This is a genomic window from Actinoplanes sichuanensis (assembly GCF_033097365.1).
GTDB lineage: Bacteria > Actinomycetota > Actinomycetes > Mycobacteriales > Micromonosporaceae > Actinoplanes > Actinoplanes sichuanensis.
In genome coordinates, this window is record NZ_AP028461.1 from 993,124 (window position 1) to 1,012,167 (window position 19,044).

17 protein-coding genes are annotated in these 19,044 nt (G+C 69.1%); 9 read left to right on the plus strand and 8 right to left on the minus strand.

Annotated features, from left to right (window positions below):
- The first annotated feature begins 26 nt into the window (after nt 1–26).
- Together Q0Z83_RS04340 and Q0Z83_RS04345 are read left to right on the plus strand one after the other, a co-directional pair.
- Nucleotides 27–416: a winged helix-turn-helix transcriptional regulator gene (locus tag Q0Z83_RS04340; protein WP_317792472.1), complete on the plus strand. Its 390-nt coding sequence runs from the start codon at nt 27–29 to the stop codon at nt 414–416.
- A 44-nt stretch (nt 417–460) separates the two neighbouring features.
- On the plus strand, nt 461–856 hold the full coding sequence (locus tag Q0Z83_RS04345) for a VOC family protein (protein WP_317792473.1): 396 nt from the start codon (nt 461–463) through the stop codon (nt 854–856).
- A 26-nt stretch (nt 857–882) separates the two neighbouring features.
- Here Q0Z83_RS04345 and Q0Z83_RS04350 read toward each other — a convergent pair whose 3' ends face one another.
- A complete protein-coding gene (locus tag Q0Z83_RS04350) occupies nt 883–1,551 on the minus strand; it encodes a helix-turn-helix domain-containing protein (RefSeq protein WP_317792474.1) in 669 nt (222 codons plus the stop codon).
- Between the two features lie 123 nt (nt 1,552–1,674).
- The gene (locus Q0Z83_RS04355) at nt 1,675–2,697 is read right to left on the minus strand and encodes a glycoside hydrolase family 5 protein (RefSeq protein WP_317792475.1); all 1,023 of its coding nucleotides are present in this window, start codon (nt 2,695–2,697) and stop codon (nt 1,675–1,677) included.
- 161 nt (nt 2,698–2,858) lie between these two features.
- Between Q0Z83_RS04355 and Q0Z83_RS04360 the strand changes: the two genes are divergently transcribed.
- Both Q0Z83_RS04360 and Q0Z83_RS04365 read left to right on the plus strand, forming a co-directional pair.
- Nucleotides 2,859–3,194, plus strand: a complete 336-nt coding sequence (locus Q0Z83_RS04360) for a PadR family transcriptional regulator (protein WP_317792476.1) — start codon at nt 2,859–2,861, stop codon at nt 3,192–3,194.
- The gene (locus tag Q0Z83_RS04365) at nt 3,191–4,594 is read left to right on the plus strand and encodes a hypothetical protein (RefSeq protein WP_317792477.1); all 1,404 of its coding nucleotides are present in this window, start codon (nt 3,191–3,193) and stop codon (nt 4,592–4,594) included. The genes Q0Z83_RS04360 and Q0Z83_RS04365 overlap by 4 nt, the downstream gene beginning before the upstream one ends.
- A gap of 21 nt (nt 4,595–4,615) precedes the next feature.
- Here the strand turns inward: Q0Z83_RS04365 and Q0Z83_RS04370 are convergent, their stop codons facing one another.
- Both Q0Z83_RS04370 and Q0Z83_RS04375 read right to left on the minus strand, forming a co-directional pair.
- Entirely contained in the window at nt 4,616–5,305 is a 690-nt protein-coding gene (locus Q0Z83_RS04370; protein WP_317797028.1) for a S1 family peptidase, read from the minus strand.
- A gap of 170 nt (nt 5,306–5,475) precedes the next feature.
- On the minus strand, nt 5,476–6,642 hold the full coding sequence (locus tag Q0Z83_RS04375) for a dipeptidase (protein ID WP_317792478.1): 1,167 nt from the start codon (nt 6,640–6,642) through the stop codon (nt 5,476–5,478).
- Between the two features lie 173 nt (nt 6,643–6,815).
- Here Q0Z83_RS04375 and Q0Z83_RS04380 point away from each other — a divergent pair, with 173 nt between their 5' ends.
- Nucleotides 6,816–7,859: a glycoside hydrolase family 26 protein gene (locus Q0Z83_RS04380; RefSeq protein ID WP_317792479.1), complete on the plus strand. Its 1,044-nt coding sequence runs from the start codon at nt 6,816–6,818 to the stop codon at nt 7,857–7,859.
- Between the two features lie 139 nt (nt 7,860–7,998).
- Complete coding sequence (locus tag Q0Z83_RS04385; RefSeq protein WP_317792480.1) at nt 7,999–9,384, plus strand: acyltransferase family protein; 1,386 nt, start codon at nt 7,999–8,001, stop codon at nt 9,382–9,384.
- Here Q0Z83_RS04385 and Q0Z83_RS04390 read toward each other — a convergent pair.
- The gene (locus Q0Z83_RS04390) at nt 9,381–9,764 is read right to left on the minus strand and encodes a hypothetical protein (protein ID WP_317792481.1); all 384 of its coding nucleotides are present in this window, start codon (nt 9,762–9,764) and stop codon (nt 9,381–9,383) included. The genes Q0Z83_RS04385 and Q0Z83_RS04390 overlap by 4 nt on opposite strands.
- Before the next feature lie 464 nt (nt 9,765–10,228).
- Here Q0Z83_RS04390 and Q0Z83_RS04395 point away from each other — a divergent pair, with 464 nt between their 5' ends.
- The gene (locus Q0Z83_RS04395; protein ID WP_317792482.1) at nt 10,229–10,801 is read left to right on the plus strand and encodes a 3'-5' exonuclease family protein; all 573 of its coding nucleotides are present in this window, start codon (nt 10,229–10,231) and stop codon (nt 10,799–10,801) included.
- A gap of 2,051 nt (nt 10,802–12,852) precedes the next feature.
- Here the strand turns inward: Q0Z83_RS04395 and Q0Z83_RS04400 are convergent.
- The 3 genes from Q0Z83_RS04400 to Q0Z83_RS04410 form a co-directional block, all read right to left on the minus strand.
- Nucleotides 12,853–13,221: a YunG family protein gene (locus Q0Z83_RS04400; RefSeq protein ID WP_317792483.1), complete on the minus strand. Its 369-nt coding sequence runs from the start codon at nt 13,219–13,221 to the stop codon at nt 12,853–12,855.
- A 43-nt stretch (nt 13,222–13,264) separates the two neighbouring features.
- Nucleotides 13,265–14,461: a DUF1996 domain-containing protein gene (locus Q0Z83_RS04405; RefSeq protein WP_317792484.1), complete on the minus strand. Its 1,197-nt coding sequence runs from the start codon at nt 14,459–14,461 to the stop codon at nt 13,265–13,267.
- Between the two features lie 190 nt (nt 14,462–14,651).
- Nucleotides 14,652–16,742: a serine/threonine protein kinase gene (locus tag Q0Z83_RS04410; RefSeq protein WP_317792485.1), complete on the minus strand. Its 2,091-nt coding sequence runs from the start codon at nt 16,740–16,742 to the stop codon at nt 14,652–14,654.
- A gap of 149 nt (nt 16,743–16,891) precedes the next feature.
- Here Q0Z83_RS04410 and Q0Z83_RS04415 point away from each other — a divergent pair, with 149 nt between their 5' ends.
- Both Q0Z83_RS04415 and Q0Z83_RS04420 read left to right on the plus strand, forming a co-directional pair.
- The gene (locus tag Q0Z83_RS04415; protein WP_317792486.1) at nt 16,892–17,836 is read left to right on the plus strand and encodes an SIMPL domain-containing protein; all 945 of its coding nucleotides are present in this window, start codon (nt 16,892–16,894) and stop codon (nt 17,834–17,836) included.
- 144 nt (nt 17,837–17,980) lie between these two features.
- Nucleotides 17,981–18,646, plus strand: a complete 666-nt coding sequence (locus Q0Z83_RS04420) for an esterase/lipase family protein (protein WP_317792487.1) — start codon at nt 17,981–17,983, stop codon at nt 18,644–18,646.
- Nucleotides 18,647–19,044: the final 398 nt, after the last annotated feature.

Genomic DNA, 19,044 nt, shown 5'->3' on the forward strand with positions numbered 1-19,044 from the left:
GGACCAGGCATACGGGAGTGGATCGAATGGAACTCGCACTACTACTGCCACCAGGCATGACGGTGACACCGACGATGAAGGAGCAGTGCCCGCTGCGCGACACCCTGGACCGGATCGGCGACCGCTGGACCGTGATCGTCGTGGTGCTGCTGTTGCCCGGCCCACGCCGCTTCACCGAGCTGATGCGCGCCGCCGAAGGCATCAGCCAGCGGATGCTGACGCACACGCTGCGCGGCCTGGAACGCGACGGTCTCCTCACTCGAACGGTGCACGCGTGTGTGCCGCCGAAGGTCGAGTACGAGCTGACCGATCCCGGCCGTGCTCTGGCCGGTCCGCTCACCGAGCTGCTGCACTGGTCGGTGCGGCACCAGGAGTCGGTGCTCGCGGCCCGGAAGACCTTCGACGCGGATGTCTGATTCGTTCAAGACCCGGGGGTACGTGGTCTCGTAGCGTCGAACCCATGGCACCCACCTTCAACGCGATCGGCCTCGCTGTGGCCGACATGGCAGCGTCCCTGTCCTTCTACCGGCGGCTGGGACTGGAGTTTCCGGACGGCGCCGAGCGGGAGCCGCACACCGAGGCGGTGGTCGCCGGCGGCATCCGTCTGATGTGGGACACGCATGCCGCCCTGCAGACCTTCGACCCGGAATACCGGCCCGGCCCGCCGTCGGGCGGCTGGGCGTTCCTCTGCGCGGACCCGGCCGAGGTCGACAGCGTCCACGCGAGCCTGGTCGCCGCCGGCCACCCGTCGGTGAACGCTCCGTGGGACGCCCCCTGGGGCCAGCGTTACGCCCAGGTCAAGGACCCGGACGGCAACGTCGTGGACCTCTTCGCCTGGGCGAAGGCCGAAGCGTAGACGCCACAGCCGGAGACCCGACACCGTCATCGGAGCAGCTCGCTCAACGGCACGCCGGCCATCGCCCGCACCTCACGAGCGAGATGGGCCTGGTCGGCGTAGCCCGCGTCGGCCGACACCGCGGCGAACGGGCGGCCGGCCCGAGCCATCGTGACGGCCCGCTGCATCCGCAGGATCCGGTGGAGGGTCTTCGGGCCGTACCCGAAAGCGGTGTTGCTCCGCCGTTGCAACTGCCGTGGGCTGAGGCCGCAGCGCTCGGCGACCGCGCCCACCGGCACCCCGGCCAGCACCGCCCCGGCCAGCGCGACCATCGCCGGATCGGTCCCCTGCCAGCGCCGACCGGCGGCGGCGGTGAGCGCGGCGACCGGATCATCGGCCTGGGCGATGGCCCGCACCTCGGCCGCCGGCCACAGAGCGTCCAGCGGCACCTGCCGGTCGACCAGCTCACTGGCGGGCACCCCGAGCACACCGGCCCCGGTGCCCGCGCCGAAGCGCAGTGCCGCATAGCGGCTGCCCGGTGGAGGCCGCCCGATCTGGGCGGTGGTGTCCGGCCCGGCGACGAAGACGTGACCGTCGTGCCAGATCAGGTCGAGGCAGCCGTCCGGCAGGATCCGTTTCACCCGGTGCTCGCCGGGTGGCGTGACACTCCGCCACGCGACGACATACGGCAGCGGTGACGTCCATTCCTCGTACACACCCGAGACCCTGCCACGGGGGTACGACAGAACCGTCCCAGGCAGGTGCGCCTCGAACAACGCGGCCGGGTCCGAGGCGAGCGCCGCAGCAGCTCGTCCCGGACCCGGTCCACGTGCGAAAGGTCAGAGGCCCCAGCCGTACCGGATGCGGTCTCGTCCTGAGGTGTTGCGGACGGCGAGGTTGAGGTTCGTGCCGCTGCCGCTGAAGGCGAACATCGAGTAGTAGTCGAAGCCGGAGGTCCCGGTGGGTTTGCCGCCGAGCGCCGGCCAGTAGACGCCGCCCATCTGGTTGTCCCGCATGACCTGGGTGACGGCCCGGATGTGCCGGACGAAGTTGTCGGTGCTGTTGGCGTCGGCGTAGTTGAGACCGGTCGACATCGGCGCGCCGTATTCGGTGACGACCGCGCGGGAGGCGCAGTTGCCGAGGCGGGTCTGCACGTGGGTACGGAACGCGTCGTACGTCATCGCGCTGTAGAAGAACGCGTAGTGGTGGAACGAGAGCAGCGTGCCGCTGAACCGGCTGTCGTTGCAGACGTCGCGCAGGTCCTGGCTGTAGCCGGTGCCGCCGATCAGGGTCCGGGCCGGTACCGCCGAATAGTGGTAGCTCATCCAGTTCGCGGCCACGTTGCGCCACTCGGCCGAGGTGTAGCCGTGCGGCTCGTTCATCGGCTCGAAGTAGACGTTGGTGTTCGCCCCGTACAGATAGGTGACGTTGGACCACATGGTGTTCCAGGCGGCGATGTTGGTGATCCGACCGCCGGACGCGGCGCCGTCCTCCCAGTAGGCGAGGATGACCTTGAAGCCGCGGGCGGTGGCCGCGTCGATCGCGCCCCGATAGGCGTTCCACCAGGTGGTGCCGACGGTGTGGGTGTTGATCGGCAGCCGGACGGTGTTCACGCCGACGGCCGCCATGTCGTCGTACAGGGCGTTGGCCTTGGCCCGCACGGTGGCGTTGCTGTCGGACTGGCTCAGGCCCTGCACGACGAGCGGGCCGGTGCTGAAGTTGTCGCCGAGGACGGCCCAGTTCATGCCACGGAACTGATTGGTGACGGCGGCGGCCGGTGACGCCCCGGTGACGACGCCGAGGGGGATCAGCGCCAGCGCGGTGAGGCTGCCGATGACGGCACGCAAGAAGGTGGTTCGCAAGGTCTCGTCCTTCCACGCGGGGAACGCACGCGGGGAACGTGCTAGGCAACACCTTGGTAATGATGTGAACGCTCACGCGATTGTTCGAGCCGACTCGTTCACAAACGCTCACGGACGAACATGCGTTGACCCCATAGTCAGATCATCTTTATATTGGGCCGATGCGTGAACCGACGTTCTGGATCCTCACCGCGCTCGCCCCCGAGCCCCGCTACGGGTATGGGGTGATCCAGGAGGTCACCCGCCTCTCCGAGGGCCGGATCACGCTCCAGGCCGGCACCCTCTACGCCGCGCTGGACCGCCTGGTCGCGCTCGGCCTGGTCGAGCCGGACCGGGCCGAGACGGTCGACGGCCGGCCCCGCCGCTACTACCGCCTGACCAGCGACGGGGCGACCGCGCTGGACGCCGAGACCGAGCGGCTCCGCGCGAGCGTCGAGGCGGCCACCGCCCAACTGGCCGCCCGCCGCCGCTTCGGACTGGGACCGGTGTCGTCGTGAGCGATCGGCTCGCGCGGCGTTACGCGTACTGGCTGCGCTTCTATCCCCCCGGCGAACGCCGCGCCGAGATGCTCGCCACCCTCCTCGAATGCGCTCCGCCGGAGCGCACCCGGCCGACCGGCCGGGAGATCATCAACCTGATGCGGTACGGGCTACGCGCCCGCCTGGGACACCCCGCGAGCACCGCGGTGGTGGTCCTGGCGACCCTGGCCGCGCTCGCGTCGGGTCTGCTCGGTGCCGCCGTGGCCGCCCGGATCGGCTGGGCGAACGCACCGGCCCTGCCGTCCGGCGCGGAGTCACAGGCGCTGGGCGAGGCGGTCTTCCCCGGCCAGAAGGTGTGGGGCGGCGGCGACGCCGAGACGTTCGTGGCCAGCGGCGACGGCGAACAGACCGTCTACGGCTACGCCGACTACTGGATCAAGCACGACGACACCACCCGGGACGTGCTCACCTACGCCAGGGGCGCCCGCGAGCGGCTGGCCGCGGCCGGCTGGGACGTGCACGGCGACGTCACGTTCGAGCACGAGGTCGCGTCCGAGACCCCGATCGACACCGCCACGTTCTGGGCGTCCCGCGACGACCTGGTGCTCAGCTACACGGGCGTCCTCTGGGGCAACCGGGCGCCCTGGGATTCCGACGGCGCCGCGAGTTTCGAGCTCACCCGGTCGGCGCCGGCCTGGCTGGACACGGTCGCGGTGACCGGGGGAGTGCTCGGCGCGATGGCCGGCTGGCTGCTCTTCGGGTGGGCCGGCCGTCGTTCCGAGGGCCACCCGCTGCGGACCACGGTCGCGGGTGCGCTCGGCTGGACCGCTGTCGTCTGGACGCTGGGATCGGCGCTGCTCGGCGGCCTGTGGAACCTGCAACCGGACCGGCCCGCCGACGAGTTCGTCTGGCTGAGCCTGCGGACGCTGACCGGCGGGGCGGGCGCGCTGATCCTGGCCATGACGGTGACGGCCTTCGCCGCGGTCCGGCTGCGCACGGCGATCCCGGCCGCGATTCTGCTGGCCGGCGTGATCGTGGTGTCCGGCTGGCAGTCCGCGGCGGCCGCGGCGTGCACCCCGTCCGGTCCGCCCGACGATTCGCCACCCGACGAGGTCACGCTCAGCCGGGTGGCCCGGGTCTACATCGCCCAGGACTCCACCGACGAGCAGCGCAACTACGCGGAGGCGGCGATCGCCCGGGTGTGGGGGACCAGGGCGTTCTCGTTCCACTACGACCCGACCGACGAGGAGTACCGGTACGCCTACTGCGACGGTGGGCCGCTCACCGGCGACTCCGGGATGCGGGTGCCGTACTTCTGGGAGATCGACCTGAGCAGCCCGGGGGTGTTCCCGGCGCTGGAGGACGAGGTGTCGCCGATGCCGGGAGTGCTCGCGGTGGTGCACGGGCGGGCGGTCTGACCGCCCGCCCGGCTCACCGGATCAGGCGGGCAGCCCGCCGACCTGGGTGTTCACCCACGCGCGGATCGACGGCAGGTCGCCGTAGATCGACGGGGCGGTGGCGCAGGTGGAGCTGTTGTTACCGGCCCGGCTGGTGACGCCGATCAGCGCCCACCGGCCGTTGACCGCCCGGACCTGCGGCCCGCCGGAGTCGCCGTAACAGGCGCCGGCGTTGCCGTTGGTGTTGTTGGTGCAGATCTCATAGGCCGCGTCGATGCCGGAGCAGCGGCTGTCCGCGACGATCGAGGTGTCGAGCTGGTTGGCGACCACCGGGGTGGAGCCGCAGCCCCGGGTCGGGCAGGTCTGGCCCCAGCCGATGATCCGGGTCGCGGTGCCGACCGCGCCCGACGACGTCGGGATCGGCGCCGGGGCGTAGGTCACCGAGGAGGCCAGCTCCAGCAGCTTGACGTCGATCCGGGGGTGGGTGACGGCGCGGCGCACCGAGACCACCACGCCGCCGCTGGACCGGTTGATACTGCCGACCCGTACGGTGCTGGGGGTCGGGCAGTGGGCGGCGGTGACCGCCCAGTTCGCCTTGATCAGCGAGCCGGTGCAGCCTGACACATAGACCATGAACGAGTAGTTCTCGCTCGCGGTGACGCCGCCGACGACCTGGGTGGCCGGGCCGGGGTCGACCGGGGCGGCCTGGGCGGCGGTGGTCGGCGCGAACATGCCGACCACCGCTACCGCGGCGGCCAGGAGGATCCGGGCTGGGATGCGCATGTGTACGTCCCTTCGTGCCTTCGGGGGAACGGGCTGGTGCCCGCGGCCGAAGTTACAAGAAAGTGACGATTGTCGATACATCTCAGCCGATCACCCTGGTTCGGGTGATGGTGGCCGGATCAGCGCGGCCACAGCGGCTCCTCGGCGTGCTCCTCCGCGTCCCGCAGCACCCGCAGGACGTTGCGGTTGGCGAGTTTCTCCAGGTCACTGTCCGACCACCGGCGGTCCCGCAACTCCGCGAACAGCCGCGGGTAGGCGGACACGTCGGCCAGCCCGTCCGGGACCTCGGGTGTGCCGTCGAAGTCACCGCCGATCCCGACGTGGTCCACGCCGGCCACCTCACGGGCGTGTGTCACGTGGTCGGCCACCTGCGCCACGGTCGCCGACGGTTTCGGGTTCGCCGCCAGCCACGGGGCGAAGGCCGGCTCCGCCGCCCAGTCGTGCGGCACACCGACCGGTACGTGCGCGGAGTCCTCACCCGGGCGCGGGGCACGCGGCCAGTCCTCGCCGTACGCGGTCAGCCCGAGCCGTGCCCACTCGTCGTCGGCCGCCTGCATCCAGTCGCGGACCGACGGCGACACGAAGAACGACACGAACGTCAACTGGATCACCCCGCCGTTGCCGGGTAGCCGGGACAGTACGTCGTCAGGCACGTTACGCGGGTGGTCGGTCACCGCCCGGGCGCCCGAGTGGCTGAAGATCACCGGGGCGGCGGCCTCGTCCAGCGCATGGTGCATCGTCGCGGCGGACACGTGTGAGAGGTCGACCAGTACTCCCAGGCGCTGCATCTCCCGTACCATCGCCCGCCCCTCGGCCGTCAGGCCACCGTGCGCCGCGTCCTGCGTCGCCGAATCCGCCCACCCGGTGTGGTGATTGTGGGTGAGGGTGACATAACGGATGCCGAGACGCGCCAGGCAGCGCAGCACCGCCGGCGAGCTCGCGAGGCAGTGCCCGCCCTCGACGCCGATCAGCGACGCGATCCGCCCGCCGGCCATCGCCCGTTCCACGTCGGCCGAGGTGTAGGCCATCGCCAACTCGTCCGGATAGGCGGCGACCAGCCGGTGCACGAGGTCGATCTGCTCCAGGGTGCTGGTCACCGCCACCGGCTCGGGAAGGTCCGACGGCACGTAGACCGACCAGAACTGCCCGCCCACGCCGCCTTTGCGCAGCCGGGGCAGATCGGTGTGCAGGCCCGGGTGCTCGTCCTGCAGCGCGGGCACGGCCGACCCGTGCCACTCCCGCAGCCGCATCGGCAGGTCGTTGTGGCCGTCGATGATCAAGTTCATTCCCTCTGGCTACCGCCCGCCGACCACCCGTGCAAGCGGATCCGCCCGTTCGGGGGCCGGTTTCACCGCAACCGGCCGGCACCGGCACGGGCACTCGGCCCGCACCCGCCGACCTGGAATCTCTTTCACATGCCCGGCCGACAACGCGCCGGACAAACTGGGGGAGTCACTGAATGCGTCTGGCCAAGCTGCCGAAGTTCCTGACAGCTCTGACCGCCGTTCTCGCCGGTGCCGGAGCCGTCCTGGCCCCGACCACCGCCGCCACCGCCGCCCCCGCGGCGAACTGCGTCACCGACGCCAAGCTCGTCCCGTCCTGCGGCGTCCTCTGGGGCGGCGCGGCCGGCGGATTCACCAGCACCCCGCGTGACCAGGCGCTGAAGACCTGGGAAGCGGCCAGCGGCCGGACCGCCAGCCTGTTCCACCAGTACCACAAGGGTGACGAGGCCTTCCCGACCAAGGCCGAGATCGCCATGACCAACGACCCGGCCAACCCGCGGGTCCTGCTGCTCAACTGGAAGATCGCCTACGGCTCGTCCTGGGCCAAGGTCGCCAAGGGTGAGCAGAACAAGCGCATCGACGCCTTCGCGGCGCGCGCCAAGGCGTACGGCAAGAAGTTCTTCCTGGTCCTCAACCACGAGCCGGAGAACGACGTCGTCGCCAAGAAGGGCTCCGGCTACGAGGCCAAGGACTTCGCGGCCATGTACCGGCACACCATCAAGCGCCTGCGGTCGCAGGGCGTGACCAACGTCGTGAACGTGGTCGCCTACATGGGCAACGAGAAGTGGATGGCTCAGAACTGGTGGGCCGACCTCTACCCCGGCGACGACGTCGTGGACTGGATCGGCCTGGACTCCTACGTCTCGGTCGAGAAGGGCTACTACCACTTCGGTGGTTTCGCCGACCTGCTGGACCGTAAGCCCAAGGGCGGCGGCCTCGGCTTCTACGACTGGGCCGTCACCAAGCACAAGGGCAAGCCGGTGATGGTCGCCGAGTGGGGCGCCTACCACCGCGTCGGCCGCAACACCGACAAGTCCGCCGTCTACAACGGTGTCGTCGCCGAGCTGCAGAAGCGCCCCGCCATCAAGGCGATCGTGCACTTCGACACCAAGAAGGACGACCAGGGCGACCGCGACATCAGCATCGACAGCACCAAGGCTTCGCTGGCCGCGTTCAAGAAGCTGGCCGCCAACCCGATCTTCAAGGTGAAGATCGGCTGACCCCCTCCGTCACGAAAAGCGCCGCCCGGCTCCGCGCCGGGCGGCGCTTTTCGCTGTGCATTTCCTGTCCCGACACTTTGTGTTCGCCGGCTGCTGCTGCAATGCCGAGTCGGCTCCACGCGCACGAGGGACCAGGTAAGTGGCAGAACAGATCAGGGCGTTGACGGGATTGCGGGCGGTCGCCGCGATCGGTGTGGTCATCTCGCACAGTGGGGTGCCGGCGAGCCTGCCCGAACACCTCACCAAGATCGCCAAATGGGGTTACATCGGCGTACCGATGTTCTTCATGCTCTCCGGCGTCGTGCTCGCCTACAACTACCCGAGCCTCCAAGGCTGGGAGGGCCGGCGCACCGTCAGGTTCTACATCGCCCGGATAGCCCGAGTGATGCCCCTGTACTGGGTGATGATCGCCTACTGCGCCGCCTACTACTGGATCCTCGGCCGTGACCAGCACGAATGGGCGCTGCTACAGAACATCTTCGCCGTGCAGACGTGGAGCGGTGATCTTGCGGTGGCGCAGGGCCACTACAACGGTCCCGGCTGGTCCATCGGTGTCGAGATGTTCTTCTACCTGCTGTTTCCCTTCCTGATCCCGGTGGTCGCCCGCCTGGCCCGCCGGCACGGCCCGCGCGGCCTGATCATCCTGATCGGCGCCATGACGCTGATCGTCTTCGCGCTCTGGCTGGCGTTCTACCTGACCGGCCGGGCCGACCTGCCGGCCGCCGACCCGGGTTCCGCGCACCGCTGGCTCTACCGCAACCCGCTGTGCTACCTGCCACTCTTCGTCTGCGGCATGGCGATCGCGTTCCTGATCCCGCACACCGCCGGTTGGTCCACCCGCCGCCACCACACGATCCAGGCCTTCGTCTTCTGCTACGTCTTCGGCTTGGCGGCGTTCCGGGGCACCGGCCCCGGCTGGGGCACGGCTTCGTTCGGCCTGCTGTTCGTGGTGCCGTTCACGCTGGCCCTGATCAGCCTCGCCTCCGGCCGCGGCTGGATGGCAGGCCTCCTCTCGACCACCCCGATGGTCCGTCTCGGGGTGGCGAGTTACGCCCTTTACATCACCCATCGCTGGCTGATCCACCCCATGCCCACCACCGAATACATCAAGACCGGCCAGGGCCTGGTCCCCTACGCGGCCCTGCTCATCACGGTCGCGTTGCTCCTGCTGATCGCCGAGGGCGCCCACCAGTACATCGAGGAACCCGCCCGGCGTTGGCTGGTCAAAATCACCAAACCATTGACCCTCAGCGGTACGGACAAAGCGGCCCCCATTCCGGCCGCCCCCGACTCCCCGTCCCGGGCCGGGTCGGACTCCTCACCCACCGGGTTGGACTCCTCATCCGCGGGGCCCGATTCTTCTTTACTCGCCGGGTCGGGCTCGTCTTCACCCGCCAGGTCGGGCTCCTCATCCGCCGAGCCGGATTCGTCCTCACCCGCCGGGTCGGACTCTTCCTCGCCCGCCGGGCCCGGTTCCGCATTTCCCGTCGCGCCCGACTCTCGTCCCTTCCGTCTCGGGGTCTAATTCCCCGGAAGCACGCGGCTCGTCACGACCGTGGTCGTCAGCTTGCCGAACGCCGTCCGGAACTCCATGCGCGGCTTGTGACAGGAGTCGACCGGGACACCAGGCCGAACCCAGCGCCCGTCCCGGTCGACCAGCGCAAGCCACGGAACCAGCGGCAACTCCTCGGTGCAGGCTTCCGCGGTGGCGGCCTCATCGGGAAGCCGGAGCGTAGGCAACAACAATTCGAGGTCATCAGCACGAAGCTCCTCAGCCACGATCTCGGTGCCACCCGCTTTCTCCCGCATCTCCACCCGGCAGACGACCGCGGAGACGGCCTGAAAACCGTCCCCGAGCAGCGGCAGCCCGAGCGCATCCTGCCCGGCCCCGAACCAGTCATCCACCGAAGCCGGAGCCGCGACATCACAGGACTCCCACCGCTGATGAACCTCAGGCGCCGGAAGACCACTCCGCCCAGGGGCCGGAGCGGGAGCACCGGGCTCAACCCCACCATCAGGGCGGGCGCACCCACCCGCCAACAGAAGGAGCAGGGCGGCCACAGTCACTCGCGTATCCATGGCCCTGTGACGCGTCCCCGCTCCGCAGGGTTCCCACCTCGGAAAATGGCCCAACACGCCCCCTCGAGGAGCACCCCCTAGCTGTACTGACCGCGGACCCAACCGGCCGCGGAATCCGATGGGTGTCGCTCGTCCCTCGTGGGGTGCGTGGACGGCGGAATCCGATGGGTGTCGCTCGTTCGTCGTGGGGTGCGTGGACGGGGGAATCCGATCGGTGTAGCCGTCCGCTGGGGTATTTCGGCGACGGAATACGGTCGACGTCGGGGGCGCCGCGCCCCTATCGTGCCGACGTGGCACGACCTGAGATCTACGTGAGTACCGACATCGAATCCGACGGCCCCATCCCCGGCCCGCATTCGATGTTGAGTTTCGCCTCCGCGGCGTTCACCGCCGACAAGACTCTGCTGGGCACTTTCACCGCAAACCTGACCACGCTTCCGGAAGCGCAGGGCCACCCCGAAACGATGGCCTGGTGGGCCTCCCAGCCACAGGCCTGGGAGGCGAGCCGAAAAGACCAGCAGGACCCGGCGACCGCCATGACCGCCTACCGAACCTGGCTCGAGAACCTGCCCGGCCGCCCGGTCTTCGTCGGCTATCCAGCAGCCTTCGACTTCATGTTCGTCTACTGGTACCTGATCCGCTTCACCGGAACCAGCCCGTTCTCCCACTCGGCCCTGGACATGAAGTCCTACGCAATGGCCCTCCTGGGAACCGACTTCCGAGCAACAGTGAAACGCACCATGCCCCGCTCGTGGTTCGAAGAGTCGCCCCACACCCACGTCGCCTTGGACGACGCAATCGAACAAGGCAACCTCTTCTGCGCCATGCTGGCAACAAACAGAAGCGCAAAAACCAGAGGATAGCGCCACCGCAGAAGCGAAAGAAAAGACGGCGCAGACTCTCGCGGGAGCGGCACCAATTAAAATGCAGGAAGGGTCCCAATCTTCGCCCGCACTGGCCTGATCCACTGACGGGCGACCACTAAACGCCCGACCACACTCGACAACATCGAGTGAAGCCACGACCCCCATCCTGCAAGAACCACCAAAATTCAACAAAAGCCCACCGAGAGCCGCCGAATCCCTTCCCCGATGAAGCCAATCGGCTCCCGACAGTCGCCCGGCCGCCATGAGATTTCGGGCCGCCATGGGGTGTCGGGTCGTCGTGGGCTGTCGGGCCGCCATGGGGTGTCGGGCAGTCGTGGGCTGTCGGGCCGCCATGGGCTGTCCGGCCGGCGTGGGACTTCTGGCCGTCGTGGGGTTGCTCGCCGCCGTTAGTCCGGTCGCTGTGAGGCGTCTGGCCGCCCAGGGTTGACTCGCCACCACGCCTGCTCGCTCGCCCCGAACGCCCGCGGCTCGGCGCATCGAGCTAGCACTACCTGGCCTAGTAGTGGGCGGTCGTCCGACCGCCGGCGAGGCCCACGTAGGCGGTGAAGGCTTGAGCGTTGATCCCAGTGTGGCAGGTGGTGAGGGCACCTCAGGTGATCGCCGGGCGGCCGGCACTATAGGCGCGACAAGTGATCGGCCTGCCGCGGCAGGCTGTGGAGCGGCAGGCAACGGCGGTGTGGCGAGTGGTGGGAGTGCCGCGGAGGGTCGCGGAGGGTCGCGGTGCGGCAGATGGCCGCGGTGCCGCAGATGGCCGCGGTGCCGTAGATCGTTGAGGCACGGATGAGGTAGGGGCCGTTGTGGTCCGCGCTGGATGGCTTCTATCAGTGGTCGCCGTCATCCCGGCCAGCTCGCCTTGGTGAACCCGCCGGAGCTTTTCAGCATGGCGCTGCCGTAATCCCCAGGAACGGTGTCGCTCATGCTCGCGCCGAAACTCTTCGCGGGCTGGCGAGTAATTACGCGATGCCTTCCGATTCCGCATGGATGCAATTTCTGTCCGGCTGAACAACGAACCCTGGCCCATGCATAAATTCTGCCCAACCTCGGCTCTGAAGTGTAAGCGATGGATCATGCCAAAATGGCGGACGCTGCGTCGCCTAAATGTCCCAAACCCGATCTCGGGCGTGTCCAGGTGATCAATCGGCGAGAGCTCTCCGAAATCAGGGTTGCGTCGGTTCTTTGGGGATGAATTTGAGGTTCACGTGGTCTCGGGGTGGGGAGAGGACCTGGCGGCGCGGCGATGGCGGTTGCCTGAAGCCGGTGGCGATTGCCTGAAGCCGGCGGCGGTTGCCTGAAGCCGGTGGCGGTTGCCTGAAGCCGGTGGCGATCCTTGAAGCCGGTGGCGGTTGGCTGAAGCCTGCACAGCGGCGTGTCTTCGACCTCGGCGAGCTGGGCGGGCACGAAGGTGAACAGGTTCGCTGGTGTGCGGCGGACCGGAGCCCGGCGGGTGTGTCAGCGTTGTGGGTGCCGAAAAGTCTGGAAACCGTGGGCATTCAGCTGCACTGCTCGCGAAATGACGAGGTTTATCGGGGCTCAGGGCACGTGGCGGGCCCGGATCCGTCCGCTGCGCGGCAGCACCCGTCGAACCCGTCGTGGGGATCGACGGCTGCGTTGCGGTGACCGTCGGCCGGGTCCCAAGGTCGGCGAGTGGGCTGCGGCGACGTCCGGCAGGGACGTGCCGAACGCTCCCCGAAGAACATCGTCGGCGGAGCTTGGCCCGAGCGGCCGCGTCGATCGCCACAGCTGGGAGACCACCCGAAAAGCGACGCGACCGCTGGGGGACCCGTCCGAAAGCGACGCGATCGCTGGGGGACCCGCCCGAAAGCGACGCGACCGCTGGGAGGCCGCCCGAAAGCGACGCTTTCGCTGGGAGGCCAAACGAAGGCGTGATCGCTGGGAAGACCATCCGAAAGGCGCGACCGTTGGGCGGCCACCCGAAAGGCGACCGCGACCCGTAGGGAGACCGCCCGAAAGGCGACCGCGACCGTAGGAAGACCGCCCAAAATGCGACATGACCGCCGATCAGCAGGTCAAATCGCGGCGAACACCCGCTGTCGGAGAAGGTTGTACTGATCGCGGCAGCGCCCGGGAGGACCAGGTGGCCGCCGCTGCACCTCGCCGCCACCGACGATCTCCTCCGGGCGGAACTGATCGGCGGTCAGGTCGACGAATCGGCCGTCCGGCAGGCGGTTCCAGTAATGGTGGCCGACCTGCACGCCGTCGACGTGGACTTCGCCGAGGACGAGTTCGCCGCCGAGCAGTTCCTGGAGGATCAGCGCGGTGACCCCGCACTGTCCACGGGACGGATTGTCCGGTCGCCATTCCGGTAGATCGTGTGGATCGCAGGTGTCCGCGCCCCACGAGGCGCGGAACACCTGTCGCAATGCGTCGAGGTTCATGGACCGGAGGATGGTCCCTCGACCGGGTCGAGGGTCAAGCGATTCAGTACGAGAACGGGTCGTAGCCATCGTTGTTGCAGGTCCGGCGCTGGGCGATGCAGTTGCGCACCCGCTGGTTCATGGCCTTGGCATCCCACATCAGGAACGCGTCGCCGTGCATCGACGAGGCGCTCTTCCCGGTCGGGTCGGACGACAGGTAATAGCCGGCTTTGGTGCCTTTCGCGGCGTACGCGATGTCGAACGTGAGCGCCGGAATGCGGACCGGATGCGCGGCCGGGCAGCCCTTGTCGTCGCCGAAGGCGACGTGGTCCTTGTGGTTGGGGCTGTCCAGGTGCTCACCGTCCCAGCAGTCCGGGAACTGGAGCATGAAATGCAGGCCGGCCGGTTCACCGCAGATCGGCCAGTTGCCGTTGTCGCTGCGGGCGTACCCGTCGATGTCGCCGGGGCCGTAGAAGGCGCAGTAGAACTGTCCCTGCGCGCCGCGCGGTGTCGGCACCTTCTTCTTGGCGTCCCCGGCGATCATCCGTAGCCCGTTGGGAATGGGCACGATGCCCGTCGAATTGTTGCGCAGCGACCGGTAGTAGACCCGGAATCCGGAGGTCTCGACCGGTTTCTTGGTGGCCGCCTCGTAAAGGGTCGGAACCCAGTAGGCGGAATGGTCGACGGTCGGTTTGCAGGTGGTGGCGGTGAACTTCATCAGATCAGCGGCCGTGGTGTCCGCGTCGACGGCTTTGTTGCCGACGAACGAGTGCATGTGCGAGGCCCCCGGCAGGCCCGGCGCAACGATCGGATCGTCGGGTTTGCGGTGGCTGTACTTGCAGTCGGCCCGGAATTCCGGCAGGTTCCCCGCGTTGACCGGCGGGTCGGCCTTGGTGCGTTGGTAGGCGGCCAGTTGCTCACCCCACGCGGCCTGGTCGACCGGGAGCCAGCCACCCTTGGCGACGGCCTGGGTGGCGGGCTTCGCGCTGGTCGAGGCTTTCACCGCGGCCGAACCGGACGGCACCGCGACGGCCGAAGGCACCACGGCGGCGGCCGAGATGGTGGTGGCCGGCGCTGATTCGGGCGGCAGGACGGCGGCGACATCACGTGACGAAACGGTGCCGGGCCGGCTCACCCATACGGCCGCTCCGGCGACCAGAGCGACGGCCACTCCGACGGCGGCGACGGCCGCGCCTCGCGGGCGGCGGGCGTGACGGCCGGACCCCGACGACGCCGGTTCGGGGAACGTGGAAGACGGCACAGGTGACTCCCTGACATGAAGTGCGTGGACCGATCGGCCGCCGAAATGCTAGGCAGGCACGGCGCACACCGGACAGGCACTTAAAACAAAGAAAAGAAAAGACCGTCCATTGGTACGCAATAAGCCGGCCCCGAACGAGAAAGTGTTATCCACCCCGTTCCGGCCCGTCTCCGGCATGGGCCGCAGACCGTCAGGGCGTGTAGACCTCGGCCAGCCCGGTGAGCACGCCGTCCGTGGTGGTCAGCTGCGCCAGTCCGTCGGTCCCGAGCCGGGTGGCGAACCTGTCGGCGGTGATCGTGCAGGTCCCGACGGTCACCGGATCACCGGCGCATTTCTCCGGATCGTCGAACGTGCTGGTCAGTTTCGGGGCGGCGGTCGTCGGCAGGGTGACGAGCATCCGGCTGTCCTCGGTGACCCAGGCCTGCTCGCAGGGCGCGTCGGGGGACGGTTCGAGGCTGAATGTCTTGCAATATTCGTCGCCGGTCATGAACAGCACCGGCTCCACGACGATCGACCGTGTCTTGGGGAAGTATCCCCGTACCTTGACGATGGATTTGGTCTTGCCTTTGCGGACGTCGATGAAAACCGGCGCCGACGGGTCGGACTCGGGCACGGCATCCTCGAACGGCCGGATCTCGGCGCGTTTGACGACCGCGCCGACCACCGCCTCGTCGTCGCGTGTCGCGTCGGTTGCCGCGACCCCGAAGGCCACCTTGCCGGCCAGCAGGCTCGGATCGGTCAACGTCACGTCGAGCAGGTACTCGTCGTCGACGCGCACCGACGCCTGCTCGTCACGTAGGGTGAGCGTCACGTCGTGGCTGACCTTCGGTGCGAACAGGTCGGACTCCGCCGAGTCCAGGGTCGTCGTCTGCACCGCGCCCTGGTGCCGGATCCGGACGATCTGAGGGCACAGATCCAGCCAGTACGAGCTGTCGCCGGCCGCGCGGAACTGGATCTCGGCGCACGACCCGGCCGTGGAGACGGCCATGCGGGCGGTGATCGACTGGTTGCCGGCGAACGTCTCGCCGGTGCCGGGGCAGACCATCGAGGACACCGGAGTCGTCATGACCAGGCCGTCCTTGAACGTGCAGCGGCCTTCGTAGTCGTCGACGGCGGCCCGCCACTGGCCCCGGCGGTCGAGTGCGTCGACCACCCACGGGCCGCGGACCGCGCCCGGCACCGGCATCGACGCCTGGGTGGGCAAGGCGTCGTACGTGTCGGACGGAGCGGGGTCGGAGTCGAACTCGCGACTGAACAGTCCGATACCGGCCATCAGCACCGTCGCCGCGGCGGTGACGGCTATGACCGTACGCCTGCGTCGTTTTGGTTTGGCCGGGACCTCGGCCACCGGCAGGCCGAAACGTCGCCGCCCGCCGGATTCGTGCCGCCCGGAGAGTTGGGCCGCCTCGGCGGCCTCCCGCAGCCGCGGGTCGAGCGTCGGTGGACGGCTGATCGCCTGCGGGTCGGTGTTCTGCGCGAGCAGCAGATTGAGCAGTTCGTGGGCGGTCGGCCGGTCCTCCGGATCCTTCGACAGGGCCAGCGCCACCAGATCGGCGAGCGGGCCGGTGAGGCCGGTCAGGTCGGGCGGCTGGGTCAGGATCCGGGCGGCCGTGGCGACCGGCGAGTCGGCCCGGAAGGGGGTGCGGCCGGTGCCGGCGTACGCGATGACGGCGCCCCACGCGAACACGTCGGCGGCCGGGGTGATGTCGCGGTGGATGCCGTCGAACCGTTCCGGCGCCATGTAGGCGACGGTTCCCACCATCTGGTCCGGATGTGTGTGCTGGCTGGTCACCTCCAGCGCCCGGGCGATCCCGAAGTCGATGACCTTGGGCGAGCCCAACGCGAACAGCACGTTGCGCGGCTTCAGGTCACGGTGGATCACGCCCGCGCCGTGGATCGCGGTCAGCGCGGTGGCCACACCGACGGCGACACCGTGCAGGCGGCTGTCGGCCAGCGGCCCCTCCCGGGTCACCACCTCGTCCAGGCTCGGGCCGTCGACATACTCCACCACGAGGTACGGCGTGCGATGCTCCGGGTCGGCGTCGAGCACCGCGGCGGTGCAGAACGGCGGCACCTGCCGGGCCCGTTTCACCTCGCTGCGGAAGCGGCCCCGGAACTCCTCCTCGTGGGCGTACTCCGCCTTGATGATCTTGATCGCGACCAGCGGCCCGCCGTCGCGCCGCCCCAGGAAGACCGATCCCATGCCGCCCTCGCCGAGCCGGGCCAGCAGCTCATAACCGCCCAGGGAGTACGGGTCGCCGGGGCGCAGCGGACTCTTCATCGATCAGACCCATCGAGATCTTTGGACAAGGTCCGACATACAGTACGCAGCCGCGTGGGCCGGGTCATGCCGTGGCCCCCTTAGCCCTGACGTGTCGAGATGCGGTGAATAGCCGGTGCTCCCGGCAATCCGGCTGAAAAGCTGGAAAAATGATCCGTTCCCGCGCCACTGTTCCCGCACTCGTCGTCCTGACCGCCTCCGGCGTGCTGTCATCCGCGCTGGCCGCCCCTTCACAAGCCTCCGCCGCCGGGTTCACCCCGGCTTCCGGTCCTACGGCTGCGGCCGACGTTTCGTTCACCCCCGACGCCTCGCCCGCCACGCGGTCGGCCGCCGTCGTCGGGTCGTCGGCTGTCGTGGTCCGGTCGTCGGCTGTCGCCCGGCCGGTTGTGGCCGTCCCGTCGTCGGCCGTTGCCCGGCCGGTTGCCCTCGCGCGGTCTTCCTCCGCTGATCCGGCCTGGGAGAGTGTGCTGGTCACCGGGACCGGTGAGGTCTTCGGTGAGCCCGACACGCTCACCGCCGATCTTGCGGTCGAGGCCACCGCGACGACGGTCGGCGCGGCCCTGGACCAGGCGGTGGCGGCGGCCACCCGCACCCGAGACGCCCTGATCCGGGCCGGTGTCGCCCGCGCCGACCTGCAGACGACGAACGTCAGCATCACCTCGACACAGGACGACACCGGGAAGATCACCGGTTACACCGTGAACCAGGGCCTCACCGCGACGGTCCGGAACCTCGCGAAAGCCGGATCGCTGATGACCGCGGCCATCAAGGCCGGCGGCGACGCGGCCCGCTTGAACGGGGTCTCCTTCGCGATCGAGAAGAACACCGACCTGATCGCCCAGGCCCGGAAGAAGGCGTTCGCCGACGCCAAGGCAAAGGCCGAGTTGTACGCCCGGGAAGCGGGCCGCCCACTCGGACGCGTCGTCAAGATCAGTGAACCGACCTACGGTTACGCGGAGCCGGTCCAGCGCGACAAGATGACCGCCGCGATGGCCGCGATGGACTCCTCCGTCCCGATCGAGCCGGGCCGCCAGCGCCTGTCGGTCACCGTCACAGTCGAGTGGATCCTCGCCCCCACAGCCGGAAAGGCCTGACCCGGCGCCCGGCCCCGCAGGCGGAAGGCCTGGCCCGGCGCCCCGCAGATCTTGTCGAACATCGATCGCTGGCAATTTCGCCGATGCTCGTTCACATCTATTGCACTGAGGATGCAGAAACCCCCGATCTCCCCTGGAGGTTTCATGCGCCGTCTCGTCGTACTCCTCACCGCCGTGCTGGCCGCACTCGCCCTGAGCCCGGCCCTGCCGGCGGCCGCCGCCCCGGGCACCCCGGTGATCTTCGTGCACGGCTACACCGGCAGCGCTTCGAACTGGACCACCGCGATGTCGGTGTTCCGGGCCGGCGGCTACCCGAGCAGTCAGCTCTTCGCCTACGAATACAACTCCTACGGCAACAACATCACCAACGCGCAGGGCCTGGCCGGCTACGTCAGCCAGGTCCGCGCCCGCACCGGCGCCGCCCAGGTCGACATCGTGAACCACTCGATGGGCGGTCTGGTCAGCCAGTGGTATCTGAAGCAGCTCGGTGGCGCCCAGTATGTCCGCCACCTGGCCTCGATCGCGGGCGCCAATCACGGCACCACCTACGCGAGCGCCTGCCTCGTCTTCGTGACGTGTCAGCAGATGTACCCGGGATCGTCGTACATCAACACGATCAGCTCGGGCGACGAGACTCCCGGCAGCACCCGTTACGCGACCTGGTACTCCCCGTGTGACGGCATCATCATCCCCTACACCAGCACCACGCTGAGCGGCGCCACCAACAACTACGTGGTCTGCCAGACCCACCTCGGCTACCTGACCGACACGGGCATCCTCACGCAGATCAGATCCTTCCTCGCCACCTGAGCCACTTTGTTCTCCGACGGCCGCGACCCCTCCCGGGCCGCGGCCGTCACGGGTCGGCGGCCGCGGGGAGAAGCGGCGCGAGGCCGGTCCGGCTGTCGCCGGTTCGTGGGCGTGGTGGGGCGGTGCGTGGGGCCGTCCGGCCGTCGCCGCTTCATGGATGCCGGGGGTGCGGTGATCTCTGATGGCCGCCGCCTTTCCGATCCGCCTCCGCTTCGTGGGCGTGGTGGGGCGGTGCGTGGGGCCGTCCGGCCGTCGCCGCTTCATGGATGCCGGGGGAGCGGTGATCTCTGATGGCCGCCGCCTTTCCGATCCGCCTCCGCTTCGTGGGCGTGGTGGGGCGGTGCGTGGGGCCGTCCGGCCGTCGCCGCTTCGTGGGCGCCGGGGGAGCGGCGTCCACG